Here is a 26740-nt window from a genome sequence, read left to right on the forward strand (position 1 = left end):
TCCCTACAGCTCCGCCAGCAGCTCCGCCTTCTTCACGGAGAACTCCTCATCGGTGACCAGCCCGGCCTGGTGCAACTCCCCGAGATGGCGGATCCGTTCGGCGATGTCGGCCGGGTCGCGGCGCGGTGCCGCCGCGACCGGCGCCGGCCCGCAGCGCCGAACCGCTTCCAGGACCGCCGCCGCGAACGGCAGCGACTCGTGCACCGGGCCGTACCCCAGCCCGAACACCACCGCCGCCGGATCGTGGTCCACCTGCGCCGGAGCGATCTCCCCGCGCCGCAGCAGCCTTAGGTGACCCTCGAAGACCTCCGGCGAACGCCACTCGACCCCGCTCAGGTCACCGATCGCGAAGGACTGGTCCCCGGCCTTCCACTTCGCCGACGACGCGCCCGTCCAGAACCAGCGGAACTTCACGGTCCGCCCGTCGAAGGACGCCTTCCCGTCGTACGCCTTGAAGGACAGCGGAGCCTCCGGCGCCGAGACCAGGAAACGATCCGCCGGACCGGACTCGGTCAGCTGAGCGCGCAGCTCGTCGGCGTAGTACTCGGCCAGCGTCTCGCGCTCGGCGGGCAGCACCAGACGGTACGGATCGCTGCCCTCCTTCAGCTGCTCGCCGGCCGCCTCCATCAGCGGATCGGCTCCCGGCCGGGGCTCGGCCCGCAGCACCACCGTGCCGCGCTTGCCGGGTGAGAGGGTCACCGCGGAGATCGCCTCCAGCGGCACACGCCGCTCACCGAGCGTCTGGAGCAGCTTGGGTGTTCGAATCCCCCGTTCGTAACGGATGAGCACGGAGTCGGACTCGAACTCCCAGGCGGCATGAAATCCGGCCAGTACGTCACCCATGCGGCTCATCGTATGCGGCACGAGCTCCTCCGTCGCCTCTCCGCGCAGACCGTAGTTTCTGCGTCTCTACGCGCGTCCGACCGCCGTGGTGCCGGACAAACCCTCCCGGCACGCCTCTTCATCTTCCGCGCAGTCCACCGAGTGGTACGCGCCAACCCCGATCTCCGCGAAGTTGCGCACACTGTCCGTGCCGGGCTCGAAGTACCCGCTGTGTCCCTTGGCGTCCCGCGCCGACAGCACCCGCGCCCCGAACGCCGAGGACATCGGGTCGGCGCCGTGACCGAGGCCGCCGAACTCCAGGTTCGGCACGTCCTGGATCCAGTCGTCGGCGTCCCGCATCGCCCACACCCGTGCCGAGGTGTCCAGGTGCGAGGCCTTCGCGACGCGCATCCCGGGGCTGCCCGCCACCGCGATGTCGGCCACCCGCTCCGGCAGGGTGTGCGCGGCGACTCCGCACACCACCGAGCCGTAGGAGTGGCAGAACAGCGCCACCGGCGAGTTGCCGGGCAGCGCCCGCACCAGCGCGTTCAGACGTACGGCGCCCTGCTCGGCGCGAGTGGCGATCGCCGAGTCGATGCCGAGGCCGCCGGGCGCGGTGTAGTCGGCCCAGGCGATCACGGCGGTCCGCTTCGAGGGGTTCGCCGTGCGCTCGGCCGCGTACAGCGACTGCGCCATGCCGACCGGGGCCGAGTACTTGCGGTAGGTGCGCTGGAAGGTGAGCACGTCGGTGTCGACGCCGGGGACGACGACGGAGACCCGCTCGGCCTTGTCCAGATCGCCGAAGACCTCGGCGATCCGGCCCGAGCCCGCCGGATCGAAGGCGAGGATGTGCCGCCCGGGGCTCATCAGCGCCTCGTAGCGGTTCATCCGGCGACCCGCCTCCTGCTGGCCCGCGGGGCTGAGCCGCTTGTCGTGCATGCGTTTCAGCTCGACCTTGCGGGCCTGCAGCAGCGCGACCCGGTTGGCCTGGTAGCGCAGTTGGACCGGGGCACCGTTCATGTTGCCGACCGCGAGCGGGTAGCGGCGCGCCAGGGCGGCGCGCTGGTCGGCGGTGAGCGTGGCGAAGAACCGGGTCAGCACGGCCGGGGCGGAGTCGGGGTCGGGCAGCCGGTGACCGGCGATCCGCCCCTGCTCCCAGGCCGAGATGGAGGCCTCGAGGGCGGGCGTGGTGCGCTGGTTGCGCAGCGCGGTCCAGCCGGTGGTCGCCAGCATGACGAACACCACGGCCAGCGCGAGCAGAGCGCGCCAGACGTTCAGTTGCGGGGACGTGTCGAAGGAAGTCACTGGGAGGACACACTAGGAGAACGAACGAGTCTCGCGTTAACCGAGTGACGGGGATCACGTTTCGAGCCCGCTGTGGGTCAGCGCTCCCGCCAGCTCTCGGTCAGCGCCGGTCCCACCTGCTCCAGGTAGGCGACGGTCAGTTCGCGGATGCCCTCCAGGCTGAAGTCCTCGCCCATGCTCCACTGCCGCTCGGTGACTCGCATCACCCCGCCGAAGACCGCCACCGCGAGCCGTGGCCGGGGGTCGGCGTCCACATCGAGGCCCTCGCGCTCGGCCAGCACCCGCGCGATGCGCTCCTCGGTCTCCGCCGAGCGCCGCAGATGCGCGGCGAGCAGCGTCGGCGTCGACTCCACGACCTTGTACATCCGCAGGTACAGCGCCACCGGGACGACCGACTCGATGACCTCGTGCAGCCCGTCCCAGCCGCGCAGCACGGCCTGCCGCAGCGCCTCCATCGGCGCCTCCCCGGGCGGCCGCAGCCGCACGGCCTCGACGTAGTACGCCTCCGCCATCTCCTGTACGGCGAAGGCGGCCTCCTCCTTGTTCGCGAAGTAGCGGAAGAAGGTGCGCTGGGAGACGTCGACGGCGGCGGCGATGTCGTCGACGGTCGTCTGCTCGTATCCCCTGGTGGTGAAGAGCTCGAGCGCCGCCCGAAGCAGGGCGTCCCGGGTGCGCTGCTTCTTGCGTTCGCGGAGTGTTTGCATATCCGTCAGTTACCGACTTGTGAATTGGTTTGTCAATTGTCAGAGGCTGTCACTAGCCTCCGACGCATGACTAGTCAGACCATCGTCGACAAGGCGCCCCAGGACGCCTCCCCGCCGTCCGGACTGCGCGGGCATCCCTGGTTCACGCTCATAACCGTCGCCGTGGGCGTGATGATGGTGGCGCTGGACGGCACCATCGTGGCGATCGCCAACCCGGCCATCCAGAAGGACCTCGGCGCCACCTTCGCCGAGGTGCAGTGGATCACCAACGGCTACTTCCTGGCCCTCGCGGTCTCCCTGATCACCGCGGGCAAGCTCGGCGACCGATTCGGGCACCGGCAGACCTTCCTCATCGGGGTGGTCGGCTTCGCCGCCGCCTCCGGCCTGATCGGCATGTCCAGCAGCATCGGCTTCGTCGTCGCCTTCCGGGTGCTCCAGGGCCTGTTCGGCGCGCTGCTCATGCCGGCCGCGCTCGGTCTGCTGCGGGCGACGTTCCCGGCCGAGAAGCTCAACATGGCGATCGGCATCTGGGGCATGGTCATCGGCGCCTCCACCGCGGGCGGCCCGATCCTCGGCGGTGTCCTCGTCGAGCACGTGAACTGGCAGTCGGTGTTCTTCATCAACGTGCCGGTCGGCGTCCTCGCCCTCGTCCTCGGTGTGCTGATCCTGCTGGACCACCGCGCCGAGAACGCCCCGCGCTCCTTCGACCTGCTCGGCATCGCGCTGCTCTCGGCCGCGATGTTCTGCCTGGTCTGGGCGCTCATCAAGGCGCCGGAGTGGGGCTGGGGCGACGGCTGGACCTGGCTGTTCATCGTGGGGTCGGTGGCGCTGTTCGTGCTCTTCGCCTTCTGGGAGACGAAGGTCAGGGAACCGCTGATCCCGCTGACGCTGTTCCGCTCGGTCCCGCTGTCGGCCGGGGTGGTGCTGATGGTCCTGATGGCCATCGCCTTCATGGGCGGCCTGTTCTTCGTGACGTTCTACCTCCAGAACGTGCACGGCATGAGCCCGATCGACGCGGGCCTGCACCTGCTCCCGCTCACCGGCATGATGATCGTCGGCTCCCCGCTGGCGGGCGCGGTGATCACGAAGCTGGGCCCGAGGGTCCCGCTGGCCGGAGGCATGGCGCTCACCGCCATCGCCATGTACGGCATGTCCACGCTGGAGACGGACACCAGCAGCGGCCTGATGTCCATCTGGTTCGCCCTGCTCGGCCTCGGCCTCGCGCCGGTCATGGTCGGCGCGACGGAGGTCATCGTCGGCAACGCCGCGATGGAGCTCTCCGGTGTCGCCGGTGGCCTCCAGCAGGCCGCGATGCAGATCGGCGGCAGCCTCGGCACGGCCGTGCTGGGCGCCGTGATGGCCTCCAAGGTGGACAGCGACCTCGCCGGGAACTGGGCGGACGCGGGCCTGCCGAAGCTGACGCCGGCTCAGGAGGCCCAGGCCTCCGAGGCGGTGCAGGTCGGTGTGGCGCCGGTGGCTCCGGGCACCCCGCAGGAGGTCGCCGCGAAGATCACGGACGTCGCGCACGACACCTTCATCTCCGGGATGAGCCTCGCCTCGCTGGTCGCGGCCGGTGTGGCGGCGGTGGCCGTCGCGGTCGCCTTCCTCACCAAGCGCGGCGAGAACGCGGAGGCGGGCGCGGGAGCCGCGCACATCTGAGGAAGCGGGGACGTCTGAGAAAGCAAGGGATTCGAGAGGCTTTTCCCCTATCAGGGTGACAAAGCTAAAGATTCCTCGTCCTGGGCACGCGCCGCAGGTCACAGTGGGTCAAGCCCTCCGTACGGCATGTTCCTCGGGCAAGTTCGTACGGCGAGGAGGGTGACCGGTGCTGCGGCGCGCTGCCGGAGGGGGACAGCGCGCCAGCAGCCCGGACGCATAGACGCGTCAGACGGGGTACCCGCTCAGGGAACCGAAACCGAACTCAACGAACGAACGGTTCCCGGGAGTTGAATGGTGATGGCGGGATTCGGGCACGGAACGCGCAGGCACCCCCGCACGCGTGGCCGGTCGTGGTCACGGTCCGGGCCGGATCGCGCGACGCTCGGAATCATCGGAACCATCTGCGCGGTGGCGGGCTTCTTCACCCTGGGCATCATCCTCGGCCCGATCGCCATCGCCTGCGGCTGGCTCGCGATGAACCGCACCTGGTCCGGAACCCGCCCGCTCCCGGCGGTCGTCGCCCTGGTCCTGGGCGCGATAGACACCCTGCTGGCCCTGATCTGGCTCTCCGGGGCGTAGTCACTGCTGCGGCGCTCGCTCCGACAGTGTGGCGACCTCCGCGCGAAGACACCGCACCTCCTCGGTCAGCTTCTCGATGGCCTCCGTCTGGCGGCGCTCCTCCGCGTCGTCCATCTCGAAGCGGGCGATGAACCAGGCGGCGATGTTCGCGGTCACCACACCCAGCAGCGCGATGCCCGACAGCATCAGGCCCACCGCGAGGACGCGGCCCAGACCGGTGGTCGGGGCATGGTCGCCGTAGCCGACCGTGGTCATGGTGGTGAAGGACCACCACACCGCGTCACCCAGCGTCTTGATGTTCCCATCCGGGGCGTCCCGTTCCACGGACAGCACCGCGAGAGAGCCGAACATCAGCAGGCCTACCACCGAGCCGACCACGTACGTCGTCAGGCGGACCTGTGACGCCATCCGGGCCCGGCGGCCCACCAGCATCAGCGTCGAGACCAGCCGCAGCAGCCGGAGCGGCTGGATCAGCGGCAGCACCACCGCGCACAGGTCGAGCCAGTGCCGCCGTACGAACTCCCACCGCCGCTCGGCCAGTCCGAGCCGCACCAGGTAGTCCGTCGCGAAGGCGGCCCACACCATCCATTCGACGACCGCGCACGCGCGGGTCAGCGCGCGGCTCGCCGAACTGTCCACGATCGGCACGGCGTAGGCGACGGCGAACAGCACCGCCAGTGCCATCAGCGGCCGTTGCGTGCGCTGTTCCCAACGGTCCTGCGCGGGTCTCTCCTTCATGCGCAAATCGTAGGAAACGCCGGAGGGCCGAGGGGCGCTGGCCCCTCGGCCCTCCATCCGTCGTCGAGCGGAGCTCTACGCGTCGCCCCCGGCAGCGCCCGGATCGGCCGCCGAGACGTCGAGCAGCTGGTACCGGTCGATCGCCTGCTTCAGCGCCGAACGGTCCACCTTGCCCTCCTTCGCCAGCTCCGTGAGCACGGCCACCACGATCGACTGCGCGTCGATGTGGAAGTACCGGCGCGCGGCGCCCCGGGTGTCGGCGAAGCCGAAGCCGTCCGCGCCCAGCGACTGGTACGTCCCCGGCACCCAGCGCGCGATCTGGTCCGGAACCGACCGCATCCAGTCCGACACAGCCACGAACGGCCCCTCGGCGCCGCTGAGCTTCCGTGTCACCCACGGCACCCGCTGCTCCTCCTCCGGGTGCAGCAGGTTGTGCTCCTCGCACGCCACGGCCTCGCGGCGCAGCTCGTTGAAGGAGGTCGCCGACCAGATGTCGGCCTTCACGTTCCACTCCTCGGCGAGGATTTTCTGTGCCTCGACCGCCCAGGGCACCGCCACACCCGAGGCGATGATCTGCGCCGGGATGGAGCCCGCGGTGCCCTCGCTGAAGCGGTACACGCCCTTGAGGATGCCCTCGACGTCCACGTTCTCCGGCTCGGCGGGGTGCTGGATCGGCTCGTTGTAGACGGTGAGGTAGTAGAAGACGTCCTCACCGGGCTTGCCGTCCGCCGTCGGGCCGTACATCCGCCGCAGACCGTCCTGGACGATGTGCGCGATCTCGAAGCCGAAGGCCGGGTCGTACGCCACACAGCCCGGGTTCGTCGACGCCAGCAGCTGCGAGTGGCCGTCCGCGTGCTGCAGGCCCTCACCGGTCAGGGTGGTGCGGCCGGCGGTCGCGCCGAGCACGAAACCGCGCGAGAGCTGGTCGGCCATCTGCCAGAACTGGTCGCCGGTCCGCTGGAAACCGAACATCGAGTAGAAGACGTAGACCGGGATCAGCGGTTCGCCGTGCGTGGCGTAGGCGGAACCCGCCGCGATCAGCGAAGCCGTGCAGCCCGCCTCGGAGATGCCGTCGTGCAGCATCTGCCCGTTCGGCGCCTCCTTGTAGGCGAGCAGCAGCTCGCGGTCCACCGACTCGTACTGCTGCCCGAGCGGGTTGTAGATCTTCGCGCTCGGGAAGAAGGAGTCCATGCCGAAGGTGCGGTACTCGTCGGGCGCGATCAGCACGAACCGCTTGCCGATCTCCTTGTCCCGCATGAGGTCCTTCAGCAACCGCACAAAGGCCATGGTCGTCGCGATCGACTGCTGGCCCGACCCCTTCTTCACGGTCGCGTACGTCTTGTCCTCGGGCAGCGGGAGCGGCTTGGCGCGCATGACACGGGTCGGGACGTAACCCCCGAGCGCCTGCCGGCGGTCGTGCATGTACTGGATCTCCTCGGTGTCCCGCCCGGGGTGGTAGTACGGCGGCGCGCCGGACTCCAGCTCCTTGTCGGAGATCGGCAGGTGGAGGCGGTCCCGGAAGCGCTTGAGGTCGTCGACCGTCAGCTTCTTCATCTGGTGCGTGGCGTTGCGGCCCTCGAAGTTCGGGCCCAGCGTCCAGCCCTTGATCGTCTTGGCCAGGATCACGGTCGGCTGGCCCTTGTGGGCCTTGGCCGCCGAGAAGGCCGCGAAGATCTTCTTGTGGTCGTGACCGCCACGTCCCAGGTGCAGGATCTGGTCGTCGGTCATGTTCTCGACCATCGCGCGCAGCCGGTGGTCGTCGCCGAAGAAGTGGTCGCGGATGTACGCGCCGGTCTCGGTGGCGTACGTCTGGAACTGGCCGTCCGGGGTGGTGTTCATCCGGTTGACCAGCAGACCGTCCCGGTCCTGGGCCAGCAGCGGGTCCCAGGTGCGGTCCCAGACCAGCTTGATCACGTTCCAGCCGGCGCCCCGGAAGATCGACTCCAGCTCCTGGATGATCTTGCCATTGCCGCGCACCGGTCCGTCGAGCCGCTGGAGGTTGCAGTTGACGACGAAGGTGAGGTTGTCCAGGCCCTCACGGGCGGCGATGGACAGCTGGCCGAGCGACTCCGGCTCGTCCATCTCGCCGTCCCCGAGGAACGCCCACACATGCGACTTGGAGGTGTCCGCGATCCCGCGCGCCTCCATGTATCGGTTCATCCGCGCCTGGTAGATCGCGCCGATCGGGCCGAGGCCCATCGAGACGGTCGGGAACTCCCAGAAGTCCGGCATCAGCCGCGGGTGGGGGTAGCTCGACAGGCCGTACGGGGCCTTGGACTTCTCCTGGCGGAACGCGTCCAGGTTCTGCTCGCTGAGTCGGTCCAGCAGGAAGGCGCGGGCGTAGATGCCCGGCGAGGCGTGGCCCTGGAAGAAGACCTGGTCGCCGCCGTCGCCCTCGTCCTTGCCCCGGAAGAAGTGGTTGAAGCCCACGTCGTACAGGGAGGCGGAGGAGGCGAAGGTGGCGATGTGGCCGCCCACGCCGATGCCCGGACGCTGGGCCCGGGACACCATGACCGCGGCGTTCCAGCGGGTCGCGTTGAGGATCTTGCGCTCGATCTCCTCGTTGCCGGGGAAGAACGGCTCGTCCTTGGTCGCGATCGTGTTGACGTAGTCCGTGCTGCGCATCTCGGGCACGGCCACGCGCTTCTCGCGGGCCCGCTCGATCAGCCGCAGCATCAGGTAGCGGGCCCGCTCGCGGCCGCGCTCGTCCACAGCGGCGTCGAGGGAGTCGAGCCACTCCTGGGTTTCCTCGGGATCGAAGTCAGGAACCTGACTCGGAAGGCCGCCAATGATGATCGGGTTGCGATCGGATCCGGAAGCCACGCTGGTCCTTACCTGTCAGAGGGCTGATATGGGCTGATATTCGAGTGTGCGCCAGTTCCCCATCGTGTACCTCGGGACGGCAAACGTCATCTCTACCGTGAGGTAATCCAAGCCTGGTCCTCGTCGAGGGTTCCCAAAAGCGCAAAGAGGGCAGAACGGTGTGGCGTGTGTCACCTTGGGGTGTGACGCCATGACGGGAGTTGCGTGGACACGGCCCGGAACGTCACCGTTTCGGCGGTCTGGACGGCCGGGTACTTGCGCGATCCGCCCCGCCCGTGTGGACTACGGCCAATGCTTCGCGCACGCGCGTGGCTGAGTTATTCCCGAAGACATGATCAGGAGGCAACCCGTGAGCGCGACCGCGGACCACGCGGAGGAGCGGACCAGCCTTGCCGAGAGGCTGGGATTCCGGCCCGAGCAGGTGGTCCAGGAGATCGGCTACGACGAGGACGTAGACCAGGAACTCCGCGAGGCCATTGAGGAAGCCATCGGCAGCGATCTCGTGGACGAGGACTACGACGACGTCGCCGATGCCGTGGTGCTGTGGTTCCGCGACGAGGACGGCGACCTGACAGACGCCCTGGTGGACGCCATCTCGTTCATCGAGGAGGGCGGCTCGATCCTGCTGCTGACGCCGAAGACCGGCCGTGACGGCTACGTCGAGCCCAGCGACATCTCCGACGCCGCCAGGACCGCCGGACTCACCGCGGCCAAGAGTGTCAGCGCCGGCAAGGACTGGAGCGGCAGCCGACTCGCCACGCCGAAGGCGGCCAAGTCGCCCAAGAAGTGATCCCCTTTTCGGACACACCGGACGGGCCGACTTCGGTCGGCCCGTCCGTGGGCCCTTCGTGATCGCTGCGTAGGGTGGTCCCCGACCACCCGAACAGCCCCACCGAAGGGACAAGCCGGTAATGGCCATCCAGGTCGGCGAAAAGGCCCCCGACTTCGAGCTCAAGGACAACCACGGCCGTGCCGTGCGGCTGTCCGACTTCCGCGGTCAGAAGAACGTGGTGCTGCTCTTCTACCCGTTCGCCTTCACCGGAGTCTGCACCGGCGAACTGTGCGAGCTGCGCGACAACCTGCCGAAGTTCGCGGACCGCGACACCCAGCTGCTCGCCGTCTCCAACGACTCCATCCACACCCTGCGCGTCTTCGCCGAGCAGGAGGGCCTGGAGTACCCGCTGCTCAGCGACTTCTGGCCGCACGGCAACGTCTCGCGCGACTACGGCGTCTTCGACGAGGACAAGGGCTGCGCGGTGCGCGGCACCTTCGTCATCGACAAGGAGGGCGTCGTCCGCTGGACGGTCGTCAACGGCCTGCCGGACGCCCGTGACCTGAACGAGTACGTCAAGGCGCTCGACACCCTGTGATTGATGGGTGCCAAGGCCTACGGGTCACGGGAACCCCTCACTAGGATCGACTCGTTGATCCGGTACCAAACGCATGGCGGGGCTCCCCGCCCCTGGACATCAATGGAGGACTCGTGGGAGTCAGCCTCAGCAAGGGCGGCAACGTATCTCTCAGCAAGGAGGCGCCTGGTCTGACCGCGGTCATCATCGGTCTCGGATGGGACATCCGGACCACGACCGGCACGGACTTCGACCTGGACGCGAGCGCGCTGCTGCTGAACAACTCCGGCAAGGTTGCCAGCGACGCGCACTTCATCTTCTTCAACAACCTCAAGAGCCCGGACGGCTCCGTCGAGCACACGGGTGACAACCTCACCGGTGAGGGCGAGGGCGACGACGAGCAGATCAAGGTCAACCTCGCCGGCGTGCCCGCCGACGTGGAGAAGATCGTCTTCCCGGTGTCGATCTACGACGCCGAGAACCGTCAGCAGTCCTTCGGCCAGGTCCGCAACGCCTTCATCCGCGTGGTGAACCAGGCCGGCGGCACCGAGATCGCCCGTTACGACCTCAGCGAGGACGCCTCCACCGAGACCGCGATGGTCTTCGGTGAGCTCTACCGCCACGGCGCGGAGTGGAAGTTCCGCGCCATCGGCCAGGGCTACGCCTCGGGCCTGCGCGGTATCGCGCAGGACTTCGGCGTGAACGTCTGAGCCTGTAACGACCCGCGCTCCAACCACCCGGCGCCGCACGGTTTGCGTGCGGCGCCGGTGGCGCAGGGAAACAACCAAAGAAGCCTGACCTGGGGAGGATCAGCATCATGGGCGTCACGCTCGCCAAGGGGGGCAATGTCTCCCTGTCCAAGGCCGCACCGAACCTCACCCAGGTGATGATCGGGCTCGGCTGGGACGCGCGCTCCACCACCGGCGCCCCCTTCGACCTCGACGCCAGCGCGCTGATGTGCAACGGCGGACGGGTGATGGGGGACGAGTGGTTCGTTTTCTACAACCAGCTCAAGAGCCCGGACGGCTCCGTGGAGCACACCGGCGACAACCTCACCGGCGAGGGCGACGGCGACGACGAGTCGCTGCTGATCGACCTCTCCAAGGTGCCCACCCAGTGCGACAAGATCGTCTTCCCCGTCTCGATCCATATGGCCGACGAGCGCGGCCAGACCTTCGGACAGGTCAGCAACGCCTTCATCCGGGTGGTCAACCAGGCCGACGGCCAGGAACTCGCCCGTTACGACCTCAGCGAGGACGCCTCCACCGAGACGGCGATGATCTTCGGCGAGGTCTACCGCTACCAGGGCGAGTGGAAGTTCCGCGCGGTGGGACAGGGGTACGCGTCCGGTCTGCGTGGGATCGCCCTGGACTTCGGGGTCAATGTTTCCTAGTTCGTTATGAGCAAAAGTCGGGGCCCGCTGGGCGGCGCGGAGGGCCCGACTAGACTTCGGCTTCAAAAGTTCGTAAAGCCGAGTACGGCGCGGGGGAGACCCGTACATACAGGATTGGGTAGCCAGTGGTTCTGAAAACCTTCGGCTGGTCGTTCGCGGTCACCGCGCTCGGCCTCGTCGCAGCGGTCCTCTTCGGGGGGTGGACCGCCTTCGGCATCGTGGCGATCCTCTCCGTGCTCGAGATCTCGCTGTCCTTCGACAACGCGGTGGTCAACGCCGGGATCCTGAAGAAGATGAATGCCTTCTGGCAGAAGATCTTCCTCACCATCGGCATCCTGATCGCCGTCTTCGGTATGCGACTGGTCTTCCCCGTCGTCATCGTCGCGATCAGCGCCTCCATGGGCCCGATCGAGGCCGTCGACCTGGCTCTGACGGACAAGGACCGTTACGAGCAGCTCGTCACCGACGCCCACCCGGCGATCGCCGCCTTCGGTGGCATGTTCCTGCTGATGATCTTCCTCGACTTCATCTTCGAGGACCGGGACATCAAGTGGCTCGGCTGGATCGAGCGCCCGCTGGCCAAGCTCGGCAAGGTCGACATGCTGTCGGTCTGTATCGCGCTGATCGTGCTGCTGGTCACCTCGATGACCTTCGCGACCCACGCCCATCTGCACGCGGGCACCGCGGACAAGGCAGAGACGGTTCTGCTCTCCGGCATCGGCGGTCTGATCACCTACATGGTCGTCGGCGGACTCTCCGGCTACTTCGAGGACAAGCTCGAGGAAGAGGAGGAGCGCGAGCACGAGGCCGAGGAAGCGGCGGAGCGCGAGGGCAAGCCCCGCTCGGCGATCCAGCTCGCGGGCAAGGCCGCCTTCTTCATGTTCCTCTACCTCGAGGTCCTGGACGCGTCCTTCTCTTTCGACGGCGTCATCGGCGCCTTCGCCATCACCAACGACATCGTGCTGATGGCGCTGGGTCTGGGCATCGGCGCGATGTACGTCCGTTCGCTCACGGTCTACCTGGTCCGCCAGGGCACCCTCGACGACTACGTCTACCTTGAGCACGGCGCCCACTACGCCATCGGCGCCCTCGCCGCGATCCTGCTGATCACCATCCAGTACCAGATCAGCGAGCTCATCACCGGCTCCATCGGCGTCATCCTGATCGGCTGGTCCTTCCTCTCCTCGGTGCGCCGCAACCGCGCCCTCGCGGCCGCTGAGGGAAAAGCGGAGACCTCGGACAAGACTGAGGTCTCGTCCGGGGTGTGACAGCCCTTCGGGTGAGGAACGCTTCTGTTCGGGGCGGCCGGGTCTCCGGCCGCCCCGTCGGCTTATCCAAGTGTGTGTTGTGGGGGCGGGAATGGGGTTGTTGGACGGGCTGCTTTGGCGTGGACGCGCCGACCAGTTCGACTCGGGCAGCGCGTCGAGCAACGCGATCGAGCTGACCAAGCGGCACGGGCAGGTCTCCCTCACCAAGCAGGACGCGGCCACCGGGCATCTGCGGATCAACCTGAACTGGCGGATGCGCAGCTCCGACATAGGCGGTCCGCAGCGGGAGAGCCTGCTGCGGCATCCGTTCAAGGCGCTGAAGCCGCCGGAGGTCGTCGGGCACAGCCAGAGCATGGTCAACGTCGACCTGGACCTCGGGTGCCTGTACGAGCTGGCCGACGGCACGAAGGGGGTCGTCCAGCCGCTCGGCGGACTGCTGGGGGATGTGAACGCGCCGCCGTACGTGAAACTCAGCGGGGACGACCGGTTCGGGTCGGCGTCCGGCGAGACGATCTACGTCAACCTCGACCAGCGCGAGAAGATCAGGCGGCTGCTGGTGTTCGTGTACATCTACGACCAGACGCCGGCGTTCGATCGTACGCAGGCGACGGTGACGCTCTATCCGAGCAATGGGCCGCGGATCGAGATCGGGCTGGACGAGCGGCATCCGATGGCTCGGTCGTGCGCGGTGGTGATGATCGAGAACGTGAAGGGCGAGCTTCTCGTTCGGCGCGAGGTCAAGTTCGTGTACGGGTTTCAGGCCGAACTCGACCGGTTGTACGGGTGGGGACTGCAGTGGGGGCGCGGTTACAAGGCGAAGGCGGAGAAGTAGTCGCCCGGGAGCTCCCGCGCCCCCGCGGGGGTCTTCCTCACCGGCCGATGAACTGTGGGCCCTGCGGCGGCAGGCGGAAATCTCCTGTCGGCGCCGGGACCGGGGTGACCTGGGGCGGGTAGCCGTAGCCGCCCTGGGCGGGCCGGCTGGTGGGCTGGGGGTAGCCGTAGGCCGGCTGGGTCGGGGGCGGCGCCTGCGGGGCCTGCGGGTAGCCGTACGCCGGCTGGGGCGGGACCGCGGTCGTCGGCTGCTCCGGGGGGAGCGGCTGGGACTTGGGCTCCTCCGCCGGTTCCTGGGGGGCCTGGGCCTCCGACTCGTCCACCGAGATGCCGAAGTCCGTCGCCAGGCCCTTCAGCCCGTTGGAGTAGCCCTCGCCCAGCGCGCGGAACTTCCAGCCCTCGCCGCGGCGGTACAGCTCGCCGCAGATCAGGGCCGTCTCCTTGCCCGTCTCCGGCTTGATGTCGAAGTGCAGCAGCGGTTCGCCGTCGGCGACCGAGGCGTCGTACAGCAGGATGCGCAGGGACCGTACGCGGTCGAACGTGGCGCCGTCCGCCGAAGCGACCAGATAAATCTGGCTGACGTCGGGCTCGACACCGGCGAGATCTGTCTGGATCGTGTCGGTGAGGCCTTCGGCGACTCGCTTCTTGCCGAGCCGCCAGACCTTCCCGGCGGGGTGACGGGGCTGGTTGTAGAAAACGAAGTCCTCGTCGGATCGCACTCGACCGTCGGGGCCGAGGAGCAGCGCCGAGGCATCGACATCCGGGACCCCCTGCCCGGGCGTCCAGCGGAGCACGGCACGTACGGTCGTGGCTTCGAGCGGGACGTTCGACCCCTTCAGCATCGCGTGCGTCATGCGGTCATCCTGCCCTCTCGGTAGTGATCACGACAACGCGGGGTACATGATCACATGACGGTGTCCGCACCCGCGTTACCAGAAATTCATGCCCTACGGGAACCCCTGACATCGCTATCTACGTACTATTACCGGCCACCTGTGAACGGATCACAGGGGCCGCTCAGCCACCACGGGGGAGATCTATGCGTCATTTCGGGCACATTGCCCCTGAGGTGCGGCAGCGCCTTTTCCACCGGGAGCCGTGCGAGTTCGACGCGGACTCCCCGGCCAGGCTGCTCGCCGCCGCCCTGGGCGCCACGCTGTACAGCCCCGCCACCCGGCCCAAGCTCGCGGACGACGTCCTCAAGCAGTCCGCCCGTGGCGTGGTGTCGATGGTGCTGTGCCTGGAGGACTCGATCGGCGACGAGGACGTCGCGGCCGGCGAGGAGAACCTCGTCCGCCAGTTCACCGACCTGGCCGGACGCGCGGGCGCCGACCTGCCGCTGCTGTTCATCCGGGTCCGCGCGCCCGAGCAGATCCCCGACCTGGTGCACCGGCTCGGCCCCGCCGTACGGCTGCTGTCCGGATTCGTGCTGCCGAAGTTCACCGAGGAGCGCGGCATCCCCTTCCTGGAGGCGGTGGCGGCCGCCGAGGCGGCGAGCGGGCGGCGGCTGTTCGCCATGCCCGTGCTGGAGTCGCCCGAGCTGCTCTTCCGCGAGTCCCGCGTGGAGACGCTCGAGGGGATCTTCCGTGCAGTGGACAAGTATCGTGAGAGAGTGCTGGCGCTGCGGCTCGGCGTGACCGACTTCTGCTCCTCCTACGGTCTGCGCCGGGCTCCCGACATGACGGCCTACGACGTGCAGATCGTCGCCTCCGTCATCGCCGACGTGGTCAACATGCTGGGCCGCGCCGACGGCACCGGTTTCACCGTGACCGGGCCGGTGTGGGAGTACTTCCGGGTGCAGGAACGTATGTTCAAGCCCCAGCTGCGCCGCAGCCCCTTCCTGGAGGGGCAGGCCGAGGAACTGCGCGAGGCCCTCATCGAGCACGCCATGGACGGTCTGCTCCGCGAGATCGCCCTCGACCAGGCCAACGGCCTCACCGGCAAGACCTGCATCCACCCCTCCCACGTCCTGCCCGTGCACGCGCTGTCCGTGGTCAGCCACGAGGAGTTCAGCGACGCGCAGGACATCCTGCGACCCGAACGCGGCGGCGGAGGCGTGCTGCGGTCGGCGTACACGAACAAGATGAACGAGGTGAAGCCGCACCGCGCCTGGGCGGAGCGCACCCTGTTGCGTGCCGAGGTCTTCGGGGTGGCCAACGAGGACGTCGGCTTCGTGGAGCTGCTCGCCGCCGGAATCCCCGGCTGACACCGGAAGAACCCCGGCCGGCGCCGCATTCTTCGGCCGACACCTGACAACCAAGGGACGCATGAACAAGGCAGTGAACGACGGGGTCTGGTCCGGCGCCTGGGTCGCGGAGCGGCTCGGGGTCGAGCTTCAGGGCGACGACACGCTCCAAGGCCTCCTGGGACTCGCGCTGCGCCGCAACCCCAAGCGCGCGCATCTCCTCGTATCCCATGTGCTCGGCAAACACATCCCGCAGTCACCGACCGTGGTCTACGGCCATGGCTTCGCCCTCGGACGCCGGGTGCGGGACCTGCTGGGCGCCGAGGAGGCCTCCGCCGCGGTGGTCCTGGGCTACGCGGAGACGGCGACCGGCCTCGGCCACTCGGTGGCCGACGGCATCGGCTCGGCCCCGTACCTCCACTCCACCCGCCGCCCGGTCCCCGGGGTCGCCCCGGCGGGCGGCTTCGAGGAGTCCCACAGCCACGCCACGTCCCACCTGCTGCTGCCCGAGAACCCGGCCCTGCTGGCGGGCGACGGCCCGCTGGTCCTGGTCGACGACGAGTTCTCCACGGGCAACACGGTCCTGAACACGATCCGTGACCTGCACGAGCGGTACCCGAGGCGCCGGTACGTGGTGGTCGCGCTGGTGGACATGCGCTCGGCCGCGGACGCCGGGCGCCTGGAGGAGTTCGCGCGGGAGATCGGCGCGCAGGTGGACCTGGTGGCGGCGGCGACGGGGACCGTAAGCCTGCCGGAGGGCGTACTGCAAAAGGGCCAGGACCTTGTAGCGAGGTTCGAGGCCTCCAACCCGGGGGCGCGGGGAACCGCGCGAGAAACCCCCACCGCCCCGCACCTGGCAGTCGAGCGAGTGGACCTCCACTGGCCCCAGGGCCTCCCCGACGGCGGAAGACACGGCTTCACCCCCACCCACCGAATACGCCTCGAGAACGCCCTCCCCGCCATGGCCGCAAGGCTCGCCGAGGCACTCCCCGACACCGCGCACCGCGTGCACGTCCTCGGCTTCGAGGAGCTGATGTACGCCCCCCTCCGCCTCGCCCGCGAGCTGGAACAGATCACCGACACCGAGGTCCGCTACTCGACCACCACCCGCTCACCCGTCCTCGCGGTGGACGACCCCGGCTACGCGATCCGCAGCCGCCTCGTCTTCCCCGCCCACGACGACCCCGCCGACGGCCCGGGCGAGCGCTACGCCTACAACGTGGCCGGCGCCGGCTTCGACGCCGTGGTGGTGATCGTGGACTCCACCGCGGACACCCCCGAACTGCACGCTCCCGACGGCCTGCTCGCGCAGTTGACCGCGCACACCTCGCGGGTCGTCCTCGCGGTCGTCCCCTCGTACGTACCCGAAAGGTCCTCGATGCTGCCCGAGCCCCTCCGTGGCCCCGCCTTCTCCTCGTACGCGGCGGAGGACGTCGGCTGGCTGCTCCAGGATCTCTCCGACGTCACCCTGGAGGCGCCGACCGAGGAGCGCGAGGAGGCCATCCAGAGCGGTGGCGCGCACTACGCCGAGTCGCTGCCGGTGGAGTACCAGCCGAGCGAGCAGTACCAGGAGCTGTTCCAGGCGGCCCTGGAGGAGTCCGCGGCCCGCCTCGCGCAGGCCGTCGGTGCCGTGACCGAGGTCGTGCTCGCCGAACTCCCCCTGCGTCGAAAGCACGGGGGGACCCCCACCCCGCGCCCGGTGCTGGTCTCGCTGGCCCGCGCGGGGACCCCCGTCGGCGTCCTGATGCGCCGCTGGGCCCAGCACCGGCACGGGCTGGACCTGCCGCACTACGCCGTGTCCATCGTGCGCGGACGCGGCATCGACGCCAACGCGCTGCGCTGGCTGGCCGCCCACCACGACCCGCGTGACGTCGTCTTCGTCGACGGCTGGACCGGCAAGGGCGCGATCACCCGCGAACTGGCCGCCGCCATCGAGGAGTTCGAGGCCACCGAGGGCGTCACCGGCTTCGACCCGGAGATCGCGGTACTGGCCGACCCGGGCTCCTGCGTACGGACGTACGGCACCCGCGAGGACTACCTGATCCCGTCCGCGTGCCTCAACTCCACGGTGTCCGGCCTCATTTCGCGTACCGTCCTGCGCGCGGACCTGGTCGGCCCGAACGACTTCCACGGCGCGAAGTTCTACCGCGAACTCGCCGGCTCCGATGTCTCGGTGGCCTTCCTGGACGCCGTCGCCGCCCGCTTCCCCGAGGTCGCCGACGCGGTGGACGTCCAGGCCAAGGAACTGCTGTCGGCCGATCGGACGCCGACCTGGGAGGGCTGGGCGGCGGTCGAGCGCATCAGCGAGGAGTACGGCATCCACGACGTGAACCTCGTCAAGCCCGGCGTCGGTGAGACCACCCGCGTGCTGCTGCGCCGGGTGCCGTGGAAGATCCTGGCGCGAGCGGGGGCCGGGGCCGACCTGGACCACGTCCGCCTGCTCGCCGAACAGAGAGGGGTCCCGGTGGAAGAGGTCGCCGAACTGCCGTACACCTGCGTGGGGTTGATCCACCCCAAGTACACGCGGGGCGCGACGGGCGCCGACGGCAAGGCGGTGAACGTCTGATGCCGGTGCTGGTGGCGAGCGACCTGGACCGTACCCTCATCTACTCCTCGGCGGCCCTCGCGCTGACCATGCCGGACGCACGGGCGCCCCGGCTGCTGTGCGTGGAGGTGCACGAGAGCAGACCGCTGTCGTACATGACCGAGACCGCCTCGCAGTTGCTGGCGGAACTCGGTGACGCGGCGCTGTTCGTGCCGACCACGACCCGCACGCGCAAGCAGTACCAGCGCATCAACCTGCCCGGCCCGCCGCCGAAGTACGCGATCTGCGCCAACGGCGGCCACCTGCTGGTGGACGGCGTCTCCGACCCCGACTGGCAGGCCCGGGTCGCGGCCCGCCTCGCCGACGAGTGCGCACCGCTCGACGAGGTCCGCGAGCACCTGATGGCCACGGCCGACCCGATGTGGGTGCGCAAGCACCGGGTCGCCGAGGACCTCTTCGCCTATCTCGTCGTGGAGCGGGAGCTGCTGCCCGAGGACTGGGTGAAGGAGCTCGCCGTCTGGGCGGAGAACCGGGGCTGGACGGTCTCGCTCCAGGGCCGCAAGATCTACGCCGTACCGAAGCCGCTGACGAAGAGCGCGGCGATGTACGAACTCGCGCGGCGCACGGGCGCCGACCTGACGCTTGCGGCCGGCGACTCGCTCCTCGACGCGGACCTGCTCCTCGCGGCGGACAAGGGCTGGCGCCCCGGGCACGGGGAACTGGCGGACGCGGGCTGGACGGCACCGACCATCGCGGCACTGCCGGAGCGGGGGGTGCTGGCGGGGGAGCGGATCCTGCGGGAGTTTCTCAGGGCGTCGCGGATTCCCGCCTAGGGGCGCGGGGAACTGCGCGGCCGGCCCCCACGCGCCCGCGGCCGGCCGCTCAGCCGCAGCAACCCCCACCGCAGCATCCGCCACCACCGGAAGGCGCGGGCGCACTGGCCGTACCCCCCACAGCCACCGTCGACAACAACTTCACCGTGTCCTCGTGCCCCGCGGGGCAGTTCGCGGGGTCCGAGGACTGAGCCATGGGACGGCTGACTTCGAACGTGTCACCGCAGGTCCGGCACCGATAGTCATAGCGAGGCATGCCGACAGGTTAACCGCCGGAGCCACCCCGCTCCTCCCTGATCCGAGCAACCACCCCGGCCACCGTCTGCCGGACCGCTTCCAGCTCCGTCAGGAAGTGCCAGTAGTCGGGATGCCGTCCCTCCAGCGTCCCGATCGCCCGCTCCAGCCGCCCCACGGAGTCGTCCAGCGGCCGCGCGTGCCGAGGATCCGGAGTGTTCCGCCCCGCCATCGCCAGCCGCTGCGCGTCCCGGATGGCGAACCGGGTGCGCTCGATCTCCGCCTGGGGGTCCTTCTGCACGGCGTTCAGCCGCCGCAGCCGGTCACCCGCGGCCGACACCGACTCGTCGGTGGAGTTCAGCAGCGCGCGGACCGTCGACAACAGCGCCGTCGCGTCCGGCCAGCGCTGCTCGTCACGGGCCGCCCGCGCCTCCGTCAGCTTCAGCTCGGCCTGCCGGACGTTCTCCGCCGCGTGGTCCGGCACCCCCTGCAGATCCTGCCAGCAGGCCGCCGTGAACCGTCGGCGCAGCTCGCTCAGCACCGGCTCGACCTGCTCGGAACGGGTCGTGAGGGCCTGGGCCCGGGTCCGCAGCGACACCAGCCGGTGATCGATCTCGGCGGCCCGCTCCGGCAGCCGCTCGGCCTCCACGCGCACCGCCTCGGCCCCTCGCGCGACCCGCTCCGCCCGGTCCAGCGTCTGCGGCACGCCGTGCTGCCCGGCGCCCTGGTTCAGCTTGGTCAGCTCCGGGGCGAGGGCGGCGAGACGGGCGGCGAGGTCATCGGCCTTGAGCCCTGATCCCCGTACGGCGTCCAGGGCGTTGGAGGCGGCCAGCAGCCCTTGCCGGGCGCGCTCGACGGCGGGCGCGAGGCGGGCCAGCTGGGTCTCCGCCTTGCCCAGCAGCGGGCCCAGACTGTCGCCGAAACGGTCCAGCTCCCGCTTCACGTTCGTCAGCTCGTCGGTGGCCTTGGTCAGCTCCGTGCGCGCGCGTGCCGCCGCCGAGGCCTCCAGGTCGTCCCGGTCGAGGTCATGCGCGTCGACGGCCTGGATGTACTGGTGACTGACCTCGTCGATCCGCCGGCTGATGGCCTCGAAGCCGCTCACGGCCCGCCGGGCGTCGGGGGAGTCGTCGACGGCCGTGATGGTCTCTATCGAGATCCGCAGATCCCGCTGGGCGGTGTCGAGTTCGTAGAACGCGGCCGCGGCGGCGTCCTTCGCGGCCTGGGCCTCCGCCCGCTGGCTGTCGGCCCGGCCACCGAACCAGCGCCGGGTGCCGCCGCCGGCGAACGCGGCGGGCAGGACGAGCGCGGCGAGCAACGGCAGGCCGACCAGGGTGAGGGTGTCTTTCAGTGCCTGACGGGGTGCGCGCGGCACCAACGGCGAGTCCGACTGCGAAGGTGTCGCCGTCACATCCCTCTCCCGTGCTGTGGTCCGCCCTGCCCGGCGCTGTCATTCTCCCACCGGTTAAGGACGAACACACGGGCCCGTTAGTTCGCGGTTCGGACGGTGACTTTCCCGTCGCCGGTCCGCGCGTTCACGACATGCGTGCTGCGCTCGTCCCGAGGCACGGCCACGTCCACCCCGCCGTCCCCGGTCTCGGTGGTCACCCGGTACGTGGCCTCGGGGACCTCGATGGTGACGGAGCCGTCGCTGGTGCGGGACTCCACGAGGTCGGGCACGACACCGAGTTCGAGCGTGACGGACCCGTCCCCGCTCTCGGTCCGCACCTCCCGCGACTCGACCTCGGCCCGCACGGATCCGTCCCCGGTGCGCAGGACCAGCGGCCCACTGGAGTCGGTGACATGCACAGACCCATCCCCGGTACGAATGCTCAGCGCGTCCCGGAACCCCCGGGCCCGCACACTGCCGTCCCCCTCCCGCACCTCGACGGCGACCCCGCGCGGCACCTCGATCCGATGCTTGGCGGAGCAGTCGGCGATCACCCCGGAGCACTTCATCCGCAGGGTGAGCCGGTCCCCTTCCATCTCCCAGGTCACCCTGGGATCACTCCCCGCCACCACGGACCCCTGGAACCACCGGGTGACCCGCACCTTCCCCTCCGGCTGCTCCTCGGAGGCCACGATCTCCAGCGCGGAGTCGTCCGAATCCACGACGAGAGTCCGCCCCGGGACCCCGAAACTGCGCCGCTCGGGCTCCTCGTCATCAGAAGCGGAGGCCCCACAACCCACGGCCCCCGCGAGAAGCACCGCGACAGCGCCGCTCACCCCGAGCGCCCGAGCACGCGAACGGAACACGACACATCTCCCCCCACCAGGCCGACCAGCTCCCACGAGCCTCTTCGACCGTATGGGCCCGGGGCCCGGCTGGGGATCCGGGCCGCTCCCGGATTCCGGGTGGGGTTAACCCCCGGGTTTGCAGGGCAGTGCCGTGGGCAAGGTAGGCTGTCGACTCGTCTCGGGTGCGTAGCTCAGGGGTAGAGCGCCTGCCTTACAAGCAGGATGTCGGCGGTTCGAAACCGTCCGCGCCCACCGGTGTGGTGGAGGTCCCGGCCGTATGGGCCGGGACCTTCTGCGTCATACGGCCTTGCGCGTCGGGTGGCCTCGGACCTCCAAGCCGGACAGGAGTTCTGTCGTGGCCTCCGCGATCGCGGTCACCGCCTGGTCGAAGACCTCGCGGTTGTGGGCCGCCGGGGCCCGGAAGCCGGAGACCTTGCGGACGAACTGGAGGGCTGCGGCCCTGATCTCTTCCTCCGTGGCCTCCTCGGGCAACGCCGGGGGGCGGAGGGTCTTGATGCTGCGGCACATGTGTCCAGTCTGACTCCCGGCACTGACAATCCGCCCCCGCGCGTTCCCGGGGTCTGTCATGATCGCCGGAGGCGGCCACCGAACACGTCTCGGGGCCGACCGATGAAGGGATACGGACACATGACTCACCTCACCTTCGCGATACTCGGGCCCGGGGGCATCGGCGGGCTGCTCGGGGCCCTGCTCTCGCGCTCCGGGCATCGGGTCGTCTGCCTCGCCGGGGACGAGACCGTCGCCGCCCTGCGGACCTCCGGGATTCAGGTGCGCAGCTCGCTGTTCGGCGACTTCCACGCCTCCGTCGAGGCCGACACCGAGTTGCGGGAGCGGGTCGACGCCTGCCTGGTCGCGGTCAAGCACACCTCGCTCGACGCCGCCCTGGAGCGGATCCCCGCCAAGGCGCTGGGCGACGCCCTCCTCGTACCGTTTCTCAACGGTGTCGAGCATCCCGATGTGCTGCGGGCTCACCATCGGGACGACCTCGTCGCGTCTGCCGTCATTCGCGTCGAGTCCACGCGCGTGGCCCCCGGTGTCATCGAGCACGCCAGTCCCTTCGCCGAGGTCGATCTGACCGGCGACGCCGTGGCCCGGGAGCGGCTCGATGACCTCGCGGCGGCGATCGGCGCCGCTGGTCCGACCACGCGTGTGCTCGCGGGCGAGAGCGGTGTGCTCTGGGCCAAGATGTCGTTCCTCGCGCCCTTCGCGCTGCTCACGACCCGGTACGGGCTGCCCCTGGGGGACGTGCGTGAGCGGTACCGGGACGAGCTGACCGCCCTCGTCGAGGAGGCCGCCGCCGTCAGCCGCGCCTGTGGGGGGCCGGCCGATCCGGCGCAGGCCCTCGCCCGGTACGACGCCTTTCCGCCCGCCACCAAGTCCTCCATGCAGCGGGACGCGGAATCGGGGCGGGCCATCGAGCTCGACGCCATCGGCGGGGCTCTGCTGCGGGCGGCCGATGAGCATGGGGTGCCGGTGCCCGTGGCCGCGCGGCTCGTGGGGGAGCTGCAGGCGGCCGGGTTCTAGTCCTCCCTCACCGGGCCCGTCGCCGTCGCCCGCAGCAGGTCGCGTACGAGGTCGTAGTCGACCTTCTCCGGCTTGCGGAAGCGCAGACAGCCCTTGCCCATGTCCTGGCCCGCCAGGCGGGGCTCTGCTGCGGGCGGCCGGCGAGCATGGGGTGCCGGTGCCCGTGGCCGCGCGGCTCGTGGGGGAGCTGCAGGCGGCCGGGTTCTAGTCCTCCCTCACCGGGCCCGTCGCCGTCGCCCGCAGCAGGTCGCGTACGAGGTCGTAGTCGACCTTCTCCGGCTTGCGGAAGCGCAGACAGCCCTTGCCCATGTCCTGGCCCGCCAGGCGGTCCTCGAACGCCTCTCGGACGTCGCCGCGCATGAGGTAGAAGGCGATGTACTGCTTCTGCGCGGCGAAGGCGATCTCGGGTGCGTCCTCGCGGGTGTACACGGGCATGCCGTACGCCATCACCTCGTCGTGGCCGGGGAGTTCGGCGCGGCACAGGTCGCGCAGGCGGGTCAGCGCGGGTCTGCGGTCCTCCGGCAGTTCGGAGAGGTAGGCGTCGACGTCCGTCGCCGCGCTGCGCATGTCAGATCCCGAAGGGCTTGGCGTAGCGGATCGTGCCACTGGGCAGCGGGTCCGTCCTCAGGGCGAGGGCCATCAGGGCCTCGTCGGGAACCTCGAAGGTGACGCCGATGCCGTGGGCCGAGGCGCGGTCGAAGCCGAAGCGGGGGTAGTAGTGGGGGTGGCCGAGGACCGTGACGAAGCGTTCGCCGCGGTCCTTCGCCGCCGTCAGCGCCGCCCGGATCGCGGCCGAGCCGGCGCCGGTGCGCTGGTGGTCGGCGCGTACGGCCACGGGGGCCAGACAGAGGGCCGGCACGTCGTCGATGTGGCAGCGGGTCAGGAGGGCGTAGCCGACCGGTTCGCCGGTGGAGTCGGGGGTGACGTAGGAGAGGCCGTCGATCCAGGCCTCGTCGGTCCGCAGGGCGTCCACGAGGTCGGCCTCCAGCGGGGTGTCGAACGCGGAGAGGACGATCTCACGGACGGCGTCGATGTCGGCACCGGTCTCGGGGCGGGCAGTCCAGTCATGGGTCATGGGTCCATTGTGGGCGGCGCACTCCGGACATCCGAAGCGGTCGGTCGGGTGTTCGAGACACTCGTTCGAATGAACCCCGGCCCGGTCCCGGGAAGCGACTCGCCACTCAAAATCGAACAGGCGTACCATTGCCGCCGTGGCTACGACCTATGACTTTCCGAGTGACCTCCTCGCCGGTCAGGAGGAGCTGCATCAGGTCCGGGCCGAGCTGTCGGCCCTGCTCAAGCGGCTCCCCTGGTCGGTGGAGCCGCTGGACGGATTCAGCGACGACCACGGCTGGCGCAAGATCGAACGCCCCGCCTCTCCCGGCTGGACCGCCGATGAGCAGGCAGCCGTGGAGAAGCTCCGCCGGCGCGAGCACGAGCTGGCGGTGTTCGTCAGCACCCATCGCTTCTGGGCCGAGGTCGCCGAGGCGGACCGGGTGGACGCGCGGATGCAGGCCAAGCACGCCCACGAGACCTCAACCGGTGAGAATCACTAGCCGTTGCGTCGCCCTGGTCATCGCCACATAGCGGTCCACCGCCCCCTCGATGCCCTCCCCGAACCGATCCGGTTCGACCAGGACCACCAGGTCGAACTCCAGGCCCTTCGACAGCTCCGGTGTGAGGGAGCGGACCCGCGCCGAGGCCTGGAAGGCGGGGTCGCCGATCACGCAGGCGACGCCCTCGTCGTTCGCGGCGAGCCAGCTCTCGATGATCCCGTCCCGCTCCTCGACGCGGGCGTACGCCACCGGGATCCCCGAACTCCGCACCGACGTCGGCACGTTGGCGTCCGGGAGCGCTGCCCGGATGACCGGTTCCGCCTCGGTCATGACCTCTTCCGGCGTGCGGTAGTTGACGCTCAGGGACGCCACCTCGACCCGGTCGAGGCCGATCCGTTCGAGCCGTTCCCGCCAGGACTCGGTGAAGCCGTGCCGGGCCTGGGCGCGGTCGCCGACGATCGTGAAGCTCCGGGACGGGCAGCGCAGCAGCAGCATCTGCCACTCCGCGTCGGTCAGTTCCTGCGCCTCGTCCACGACGATGTGCGCGAACGGCCCGGCCAGCAAGTCGGGGTCCACGGTCTCCAGTTCGGACTCGTCGACCAGGTTGCGCTGGAAGTCGGCCCGCCGCAGCTGGGTCATCAGACCCTCACCGTCGTGATCGGCCGCGATCAGGTTCTCCACGACCTGCGCCATGCGGTCGCGCTGGGCGTCCAGCGCGGCCCGCTGCCGGCGCTTGCGGCGCGCCGCCGCCGGGTCGCCGAGCCGTTGCCGTGCCGCGTCCAGCAGCGGCAGGTCGGACACCGTCCAGGCCTGGGGCGCCGCCTTGCGCTGGAGGGTGCCGACCTCGTCGGGGGTGAGCCAGGGGGCGCACAGCCGCAGATAGGCGGGGACCGACCACAGGTCACCGACCAGGTCGGCCGCCTCGATCAGCGGCCAGGCGCGGTCCAGTGCCTCGGTGAGTTCCCGGTCCCGCAGGAGCAGGCGGCGGAACGGCTCGGCCGGGACCTCGTCGCCGAGCTGGTCCAGCAGGATGGTGACCAGTTCCTCCCGGATCAGCTCGCGGGCCTCGTTGTGCGGGGTGCTCGGGCCGGGAGCCTGGCAGGCCTCGGCCCAGTCGCGGGCGGTGACCCGGACGTCGGCCCAGGGGGTGCTGACGGTGATCGGCTCGGTGGGCGGGTCCTCGTAGAAGCGGACGGCCTTCTCGATCGCCCGCACCATGTCGGCGGACGACTTCAGCCGGGCCACCTCCGGGTCGCTCTCCTCCGGCGCCTCGGCTCCCTCGGCGACGAGGTCGCGCACCGTGCAGGTCCGCACGCCCTCCTCGCCGAGGCTGGGCAGGACGTCGGAGACGTAGGAGAGATACGGCTGGTGGGGGCCGACGAAGAGCAGTCCGCCGCGCCGGTGGCCGAGGCGGGGGTCGGAGTAGAGCAGGTAGGCGGAGCGGTGCAGGGCGACGACGGTCTTGCCGGTGCCGGGGCCGCCGTCGACCACGAGGGCGCCGCGCGATCCGGCGCGGACGATGGCGTCCTGGTCGGACTGGATGGTGGCCAGCACATCGCGCATCCGGTCCGAGCGACCCGCGCCCAGGCTGGCGATGAAGGCCGACTGGTCGTCGAGGGCGGCGTGCCCCTCGCGGGCGTCGGCGGTGAAGACCTCGTCCCAGTAGTCGCCGATCCGGCCGCCCTTCCAGCGATAGCGGCGGCGGCTGGCCAGGCCCATCGGGTCGGCGTGGGTCGCGGCGAAGAAGGGCTCGGCCGCGGGGGAGCGCCAGTCGAGCAGCAGTCGGTGGCCGGTGGGGTCGGTGAGGCCGAACCGGCCGATGTACACGGGCTCCTGGTCGTCCGCGCCGACGATGCGGCCGAGGACCAGGTCGAGTCCGAAGCGGCGCAGGGCGCGCAGCCGGGCGGTCAGCCGGTGCACCTCCGCGTCGCGGTCCATCGCCGCGCGGCCGGCGCCGCCGGGTGCCCGGAGGGCGGCGGCGAGCTGCTCGGAGAGTTCGGTGATCGTGTGCTCCAGGCTCTCCGCGATGGCCGCGAAGTGCCGCTCGTCGGCGGCGATCAGTGAGGGATCGGCCTTGGCGGCAAGTCGCTCGGGGAGGTCGAACACGCTCTGGGGAACCGACAGAGAAGCAGTCAC

General features: G+C 70.0%; 26 protein-coding genes, 1 tRNA gene and 1 pseudogene. 14 read left to right on the forward strand and 14 right to left on the reverse strand.

The features are described 5' to 3' along the window. Window positions 1-3 precede the first annotated feature (3 nt). The 3 genes from ACWDRW_RS07090 to ACWDRW_RS07100 form a co-directional block, all read right to left on the reverse strand. Entirely contained in the window at window positions 4-852 is an 849-nt protein-coding gene (locus tag ACWDRW_RS07090; protein WP_451721388.1) for a DUF4429 domain-containing protein, read from the reverse strand. A gap of 57 nt (window positions 853-909) precedes the next feature. Beyond that, window positions 910-2127 carry an alpha/beta hydrolase gene (locus ACWDRW_RS07095; protein WP_451721172.1) on the reverse strand — a complete coding sequence of 406 codons (1218 nt, stop codon included), beginning with the start codon at window positions 2125-2127 and terminating at the stop codon, window positions 910-912. Window positions 2128-2204: 77 nt separating this feature from the next. After that, window positions 2205-2831, reverse strand: a complete 627-nt coding sequence (locus ACWDRW_RS07100) for a TetR family transcriptional regulator (protein ID WP_451721174.1) — start codon at window positions 2829-2831, stop codon at window positions 2205-2207. 66 nt (window positions 2832-2897) lie between these two features. Between ACWDRW_RS07100 and ACWDRW_RS07105 the strand changes: the two genes are divergently transcribed. Continuing rightward, on the forward strand, window positions 2898-4490 hold the full coding sequence (locus ACWDRW_RS07105; RefSeq protein WP_451721176.1) for an MFS transporter: 1593 nt from the start codon (window positions 2898-2900) through the stop codon (window positions 4488-4490). 297 nt (window positions 4491-4787) lie between these two features. Next, window positions 4788-5069: a small hydrophobic protein gene (locus tag ACWDRW_RS07110; RefSeq protein WP_451721178.1), complete on the forward strand. Its 282-nt coding sequence runs from the start codon at window positions 4788-4790 to the stop codon at window positions 5067-5069. Here ACWDRW_RS07110 and ACWDRW_RS07115 read toward each other — a convergent pair whose 3' ends face one another. Beyond that, entirely contained in the window at window positions 5070-5807 is a 738-nt protein-coding gene (locus ACWDRW_RS07115) for a potassium channel family protein (protein ID WP_451721180.1), read from the reverse strand. A 75-nt stretch (window positions 5808-5882) separates the two neighbouring features. After that, window positions 5883-8630, reverse strand: coding sequence for a pyruvate dehydrogenase (acetyl-transferring), homodimeric type (gene aceE, locus ACWDRW_RS07120; protein WP_451721182.1), 2748 nt, complete (start codon window positions 8628-8630; stop codon window positions 5883-5885). 349 nt (window positions 8631-8979) lie between these two features. Between aceE and ACWDRW_RS07125 the strand changes: the two genes are divergently transcribed. The 6 genes from ACWDRW_RS07125 to ACWDRW_RS07150 all read left to right on the forward strand — a co-directional run bounded on the left by ACWDRW_RS07125 (window position 8980) and on the right by ACWDRW_RS07150 (window position 13472). Beyond that, on the forward strand, window positions 8980-9420 hold the full coding sequence (locus ACWDRW_RS07125; protein WP_451721184.1) for a DUF3052 domain-containing protein: 441 nt from the start codon (window positions 8980-8982) through the stop codon (window positions 9418-9420). 121 nt (window positions 9421-9541) lie between these two features. After that, window positions 9542-10000: a peroxiredoxin gene (locus tag ACWDRW_RS07130; RefSeq protein WP_451721186.1), complete on the forward strand. Its 459-nt coding sequence runs from the start codon at window positions 9542-9544 to the stop codon at window positions 9998-10000. Between the two features lie 113 nt (window positions 10001-10113). After that, window positions 10114-10689, forward strand: a complete 576-nt coding sequence (locus tag ACWDRW_RS07135; protein ID WP_315885426.1) for a calcium homeostasis/redox stress adaptation protein — start codon at window positions 10114-10116, stop codon at window positions 10687-10689. A 107-nt stretch (window positions 10690-10796) separates the two neighbouring features. Beyond that, complete coding sequence (locus ACWDRW_RS07140; protein WP_451721188.1) at window positions 10797-11372, forward strand: TerD family protein; 576 nt, start codon at window positions 10797-10799, stop codon at window positions 11370-11372. Window positions 11373-11497: 125 nt separating this feature from the next. Then, window positions 11498-12640 carry a DUF475 domain-containing protein gene (locus ACWDRW_RS07145; protein WP_451721190.1) on the forward strand — a complete coding sequence of 381 codons (1143 nt, stop codon included), beginning with the start codon at window positions 11498-11500 and terminating at the stop codon, window positions 12638-12640. A 91-nt stretch (window positions 12641-12731) separates the two neighbouring features. After that, a complete protein-coding gene (locus ACWDRW_RS07150) occupies window positions 12732-13472 on the forward strand; it encodes a TerD family protein (protein ID WP_451721192.1) in 741 nt (246 codons plus the stop codon). A gap of 37 nt (window positions 13473-13509) precedes the next feature. On the opposite strand, the gene ACWDRW_RS07155 is transcribed toward ACWDRW_RS07150, so the two are convergent. Then, on the reverse strand, window positions 13510-14325 hold the full coding sequence (locus tag ACWDRW_RS07155) for a TerD family protein (protein ID WP_451721194.1): 816 nt from the start codon (window positions 14323-14325) through the stop codon (window positions 13510-13512). Between the two features lie 185 nt (window positions 14326-14510). On the opposite strand from ACWDRW_RS07155, the gene ACWDRW_RS07160 reads away from it, so the two are divergent. From ACWDRW_RS07160 to ACWDRW_RS07170, 3 genes are all read left to right on the forward strand, one after another. Beyond that, a complete protein-coding gene (locus tag ACWDRW_RS07160) occupies window positions 14511-15677 on the forward strand; it encodes an HpcH/HpaI aldolase/citrate lyase family protein (protein ID WP_451721196.1) in 1167 nt (388 codons plus the stop codon). 61 nt (window positions 15678-15738) lie between these two features. Continuing rightward, entirely contained in the window at window positions 15739-18222 is a 2484-nt protein-coding gene (locus ACWDRW_RS07165; RefSeq protein WP_451721198.1) for a phosphoribosyltransferase, read from the forward strand. Then, window positions 18222-19034, forward strand: coding sequence for an HAD family hydrolase (locus tag ACWDRW_RS07170; RefSeq protein WP_451721200.1), 813 nt, complete (start codon window positions 18222-18224; stop codon window positions 19032-19034). The genes ACWDRW_RS07165 and ACWDRW_RS07170 overlap by 1 nt, the downstream gene beginning before the upstream one ends. Before the next feature lie 49 nt (window positions 19035-19083). On the opposite strand, the gene ACWDRW_RS07175 is transcribed toward ACWDRW_RS07170, so the two are convergent. The 3 genes from ACWDRW_RS07175 to ACWDRW_RS07185 form a co-directional block, all read right to left on the reverse strand. After that, complete coding sequence (locus tag ACWDRW_RS07175) at window positions 19084-19290, reverse strand: FmdB family zinc ribbon protein (protein WP_451721202.1); 207 nt, start codon at window positions 19288-19290, stop codon at window positions 19084-19086. Between the two features lie 9 nt (window positions 19291-19299). Further along, window positions 19300-20676, reverse strand: a complete 1377-nt coding sequence (locus tag ACWDRW_RS07180) for a hypothetical protein (RefSeq protein ID WP_451721204.1) — start codon at window positions 20674-20676, stop codon at window positions 19300-19302. A 77-nt stretch (window positions 20677-20753) separates the two neighbouring features. Continuing rightward, window positions 20754-21521 (reverse strand): DUF4097 family beta strand repeat-containing protein, encoded by a 768-nt coding sequence (locus ACWDRW_RS07185; RefSeq protein WP_451721206.1) that lies wholly within the window; start codon window positions 21519-21521, stop codon window positions 20754-20756. Window positions 21522-21683: 162 nt separating this feature from the next. Between ACWDRW_RS07185 and ACWDRW_RS07190 the strand changes: the two genes are divergently transcribed. Next, window positions 21684-21755, forward strand: a tRNA-Val gene (locus ACWDRW_RS07190). Window positions 21756-21800: 45 nt separating this feature from the next. On the opposite strand, the gene ACWDRW_RS07195 is transcribed toward ACWDRW_RS07190, so the two are convergent. Then, complete coding sequence (locus tag ACWDRW_RS07195) at window positions 21801-22031, reverse strand: DUF2277 domain-containing protein (protein WP_451721208.1); 231 nt, start codon at window positions 22029-22031, stop codon at window positions 21801-21803. A gap of 120 nt (window positions 22032-22151) precedes the next feature. Here ACWDRW_RS07195 and ACWDRW_RS07200 point away from each other — a divergent pair, with 120 nt between their 5' ends. After that, window positions 22152-23048, forward strand: a complete 897-nt coding sequence (locus ACWDRW_RS07200; RefSeq protein WP_451721210.1) for a ketopantoate reductase family protein — start codon at window positions 22152-22154, stop codon at window positions 23046-23048. Here the strand turns inward: ACWDRW_RS07200 and ACWDRW_RS07205 are convergent. From ACWDRW_RS07205 to ACWDRW_RS07215, 3 genes and pseudogenes are all read right to left on the reverse strand, one after another. Then, a pseudogene (locus tag ACWDRW_RS07205) lies at window positions 23045-23167 on the reverse strand (DUF1801 domain-containing protein); the annotation flags it as partial. The gene ACWDRW_RS07200 and the pseudogene ACWDRW_RS07205 overlap by 4 nt on opposite strands. A gap of 85 nt (window positions 23168-23252) precedes the next feature. Continuing rightward, the gene (locus ACWDRW_RS07210; protein WP_451721212.1) at window positions 23253-23615 is read right to left on the reverse strand and encodes an iron chaperone; all 363 of its coding nucleotides are present in this window, start codon (window positions 23613-23615) and stop codon (window positions 23253-23255) included. Window position 23616: 1 nt separating this feature from the next. Further along, on the reverse strand, window positions 23617-24123 hold the full coding sequence (locus tag ACWDRW_RS07215) for a GNAT family N-acetyltransferase (RefSeq protein ID WP_451721214.1): 507 nt from the start codon (window positions 24121-24123) through the stop codon (window positions 23617-23619). Window positions 24124-24259: 136 nt separating this feature from the next. Between ACWDRW_RS07215 and ACWDRW_RS07220 the strand changes: the two genes are divergently transcribed. Beyond that, window positions 24260-24604 carry a hypothetical protein gene (locus ACWDRW_RS07220; protein WP_451721216.1) on the forward strand — a complete coding sequence of 115 codons (345 nt, stop codon included), beginning with the start codon at window positions 24260-24262 and terminating at the stop codon, window positions 24602-24604. Here the strand turns inward: ACWDRW_RS07220 and helR are convergent. Further along, window positions 24584-26740, reverse strand: coding sequence for an RNA polymerase recycling motor ATPase HelR (gene helR / locus ACWDRW_RS07225; RefSeq protein WP_451721218.1), 2157 nt, complete (start codon window positions 26738-26740; stop codon window positions 24584-24586). The genes ACWDRW_RS07220 and helR overlap by 21 nt on opposite strands.

It is taken from the genome of Streptomyces sp. NPDC003635, assembly GCF_053587635.1.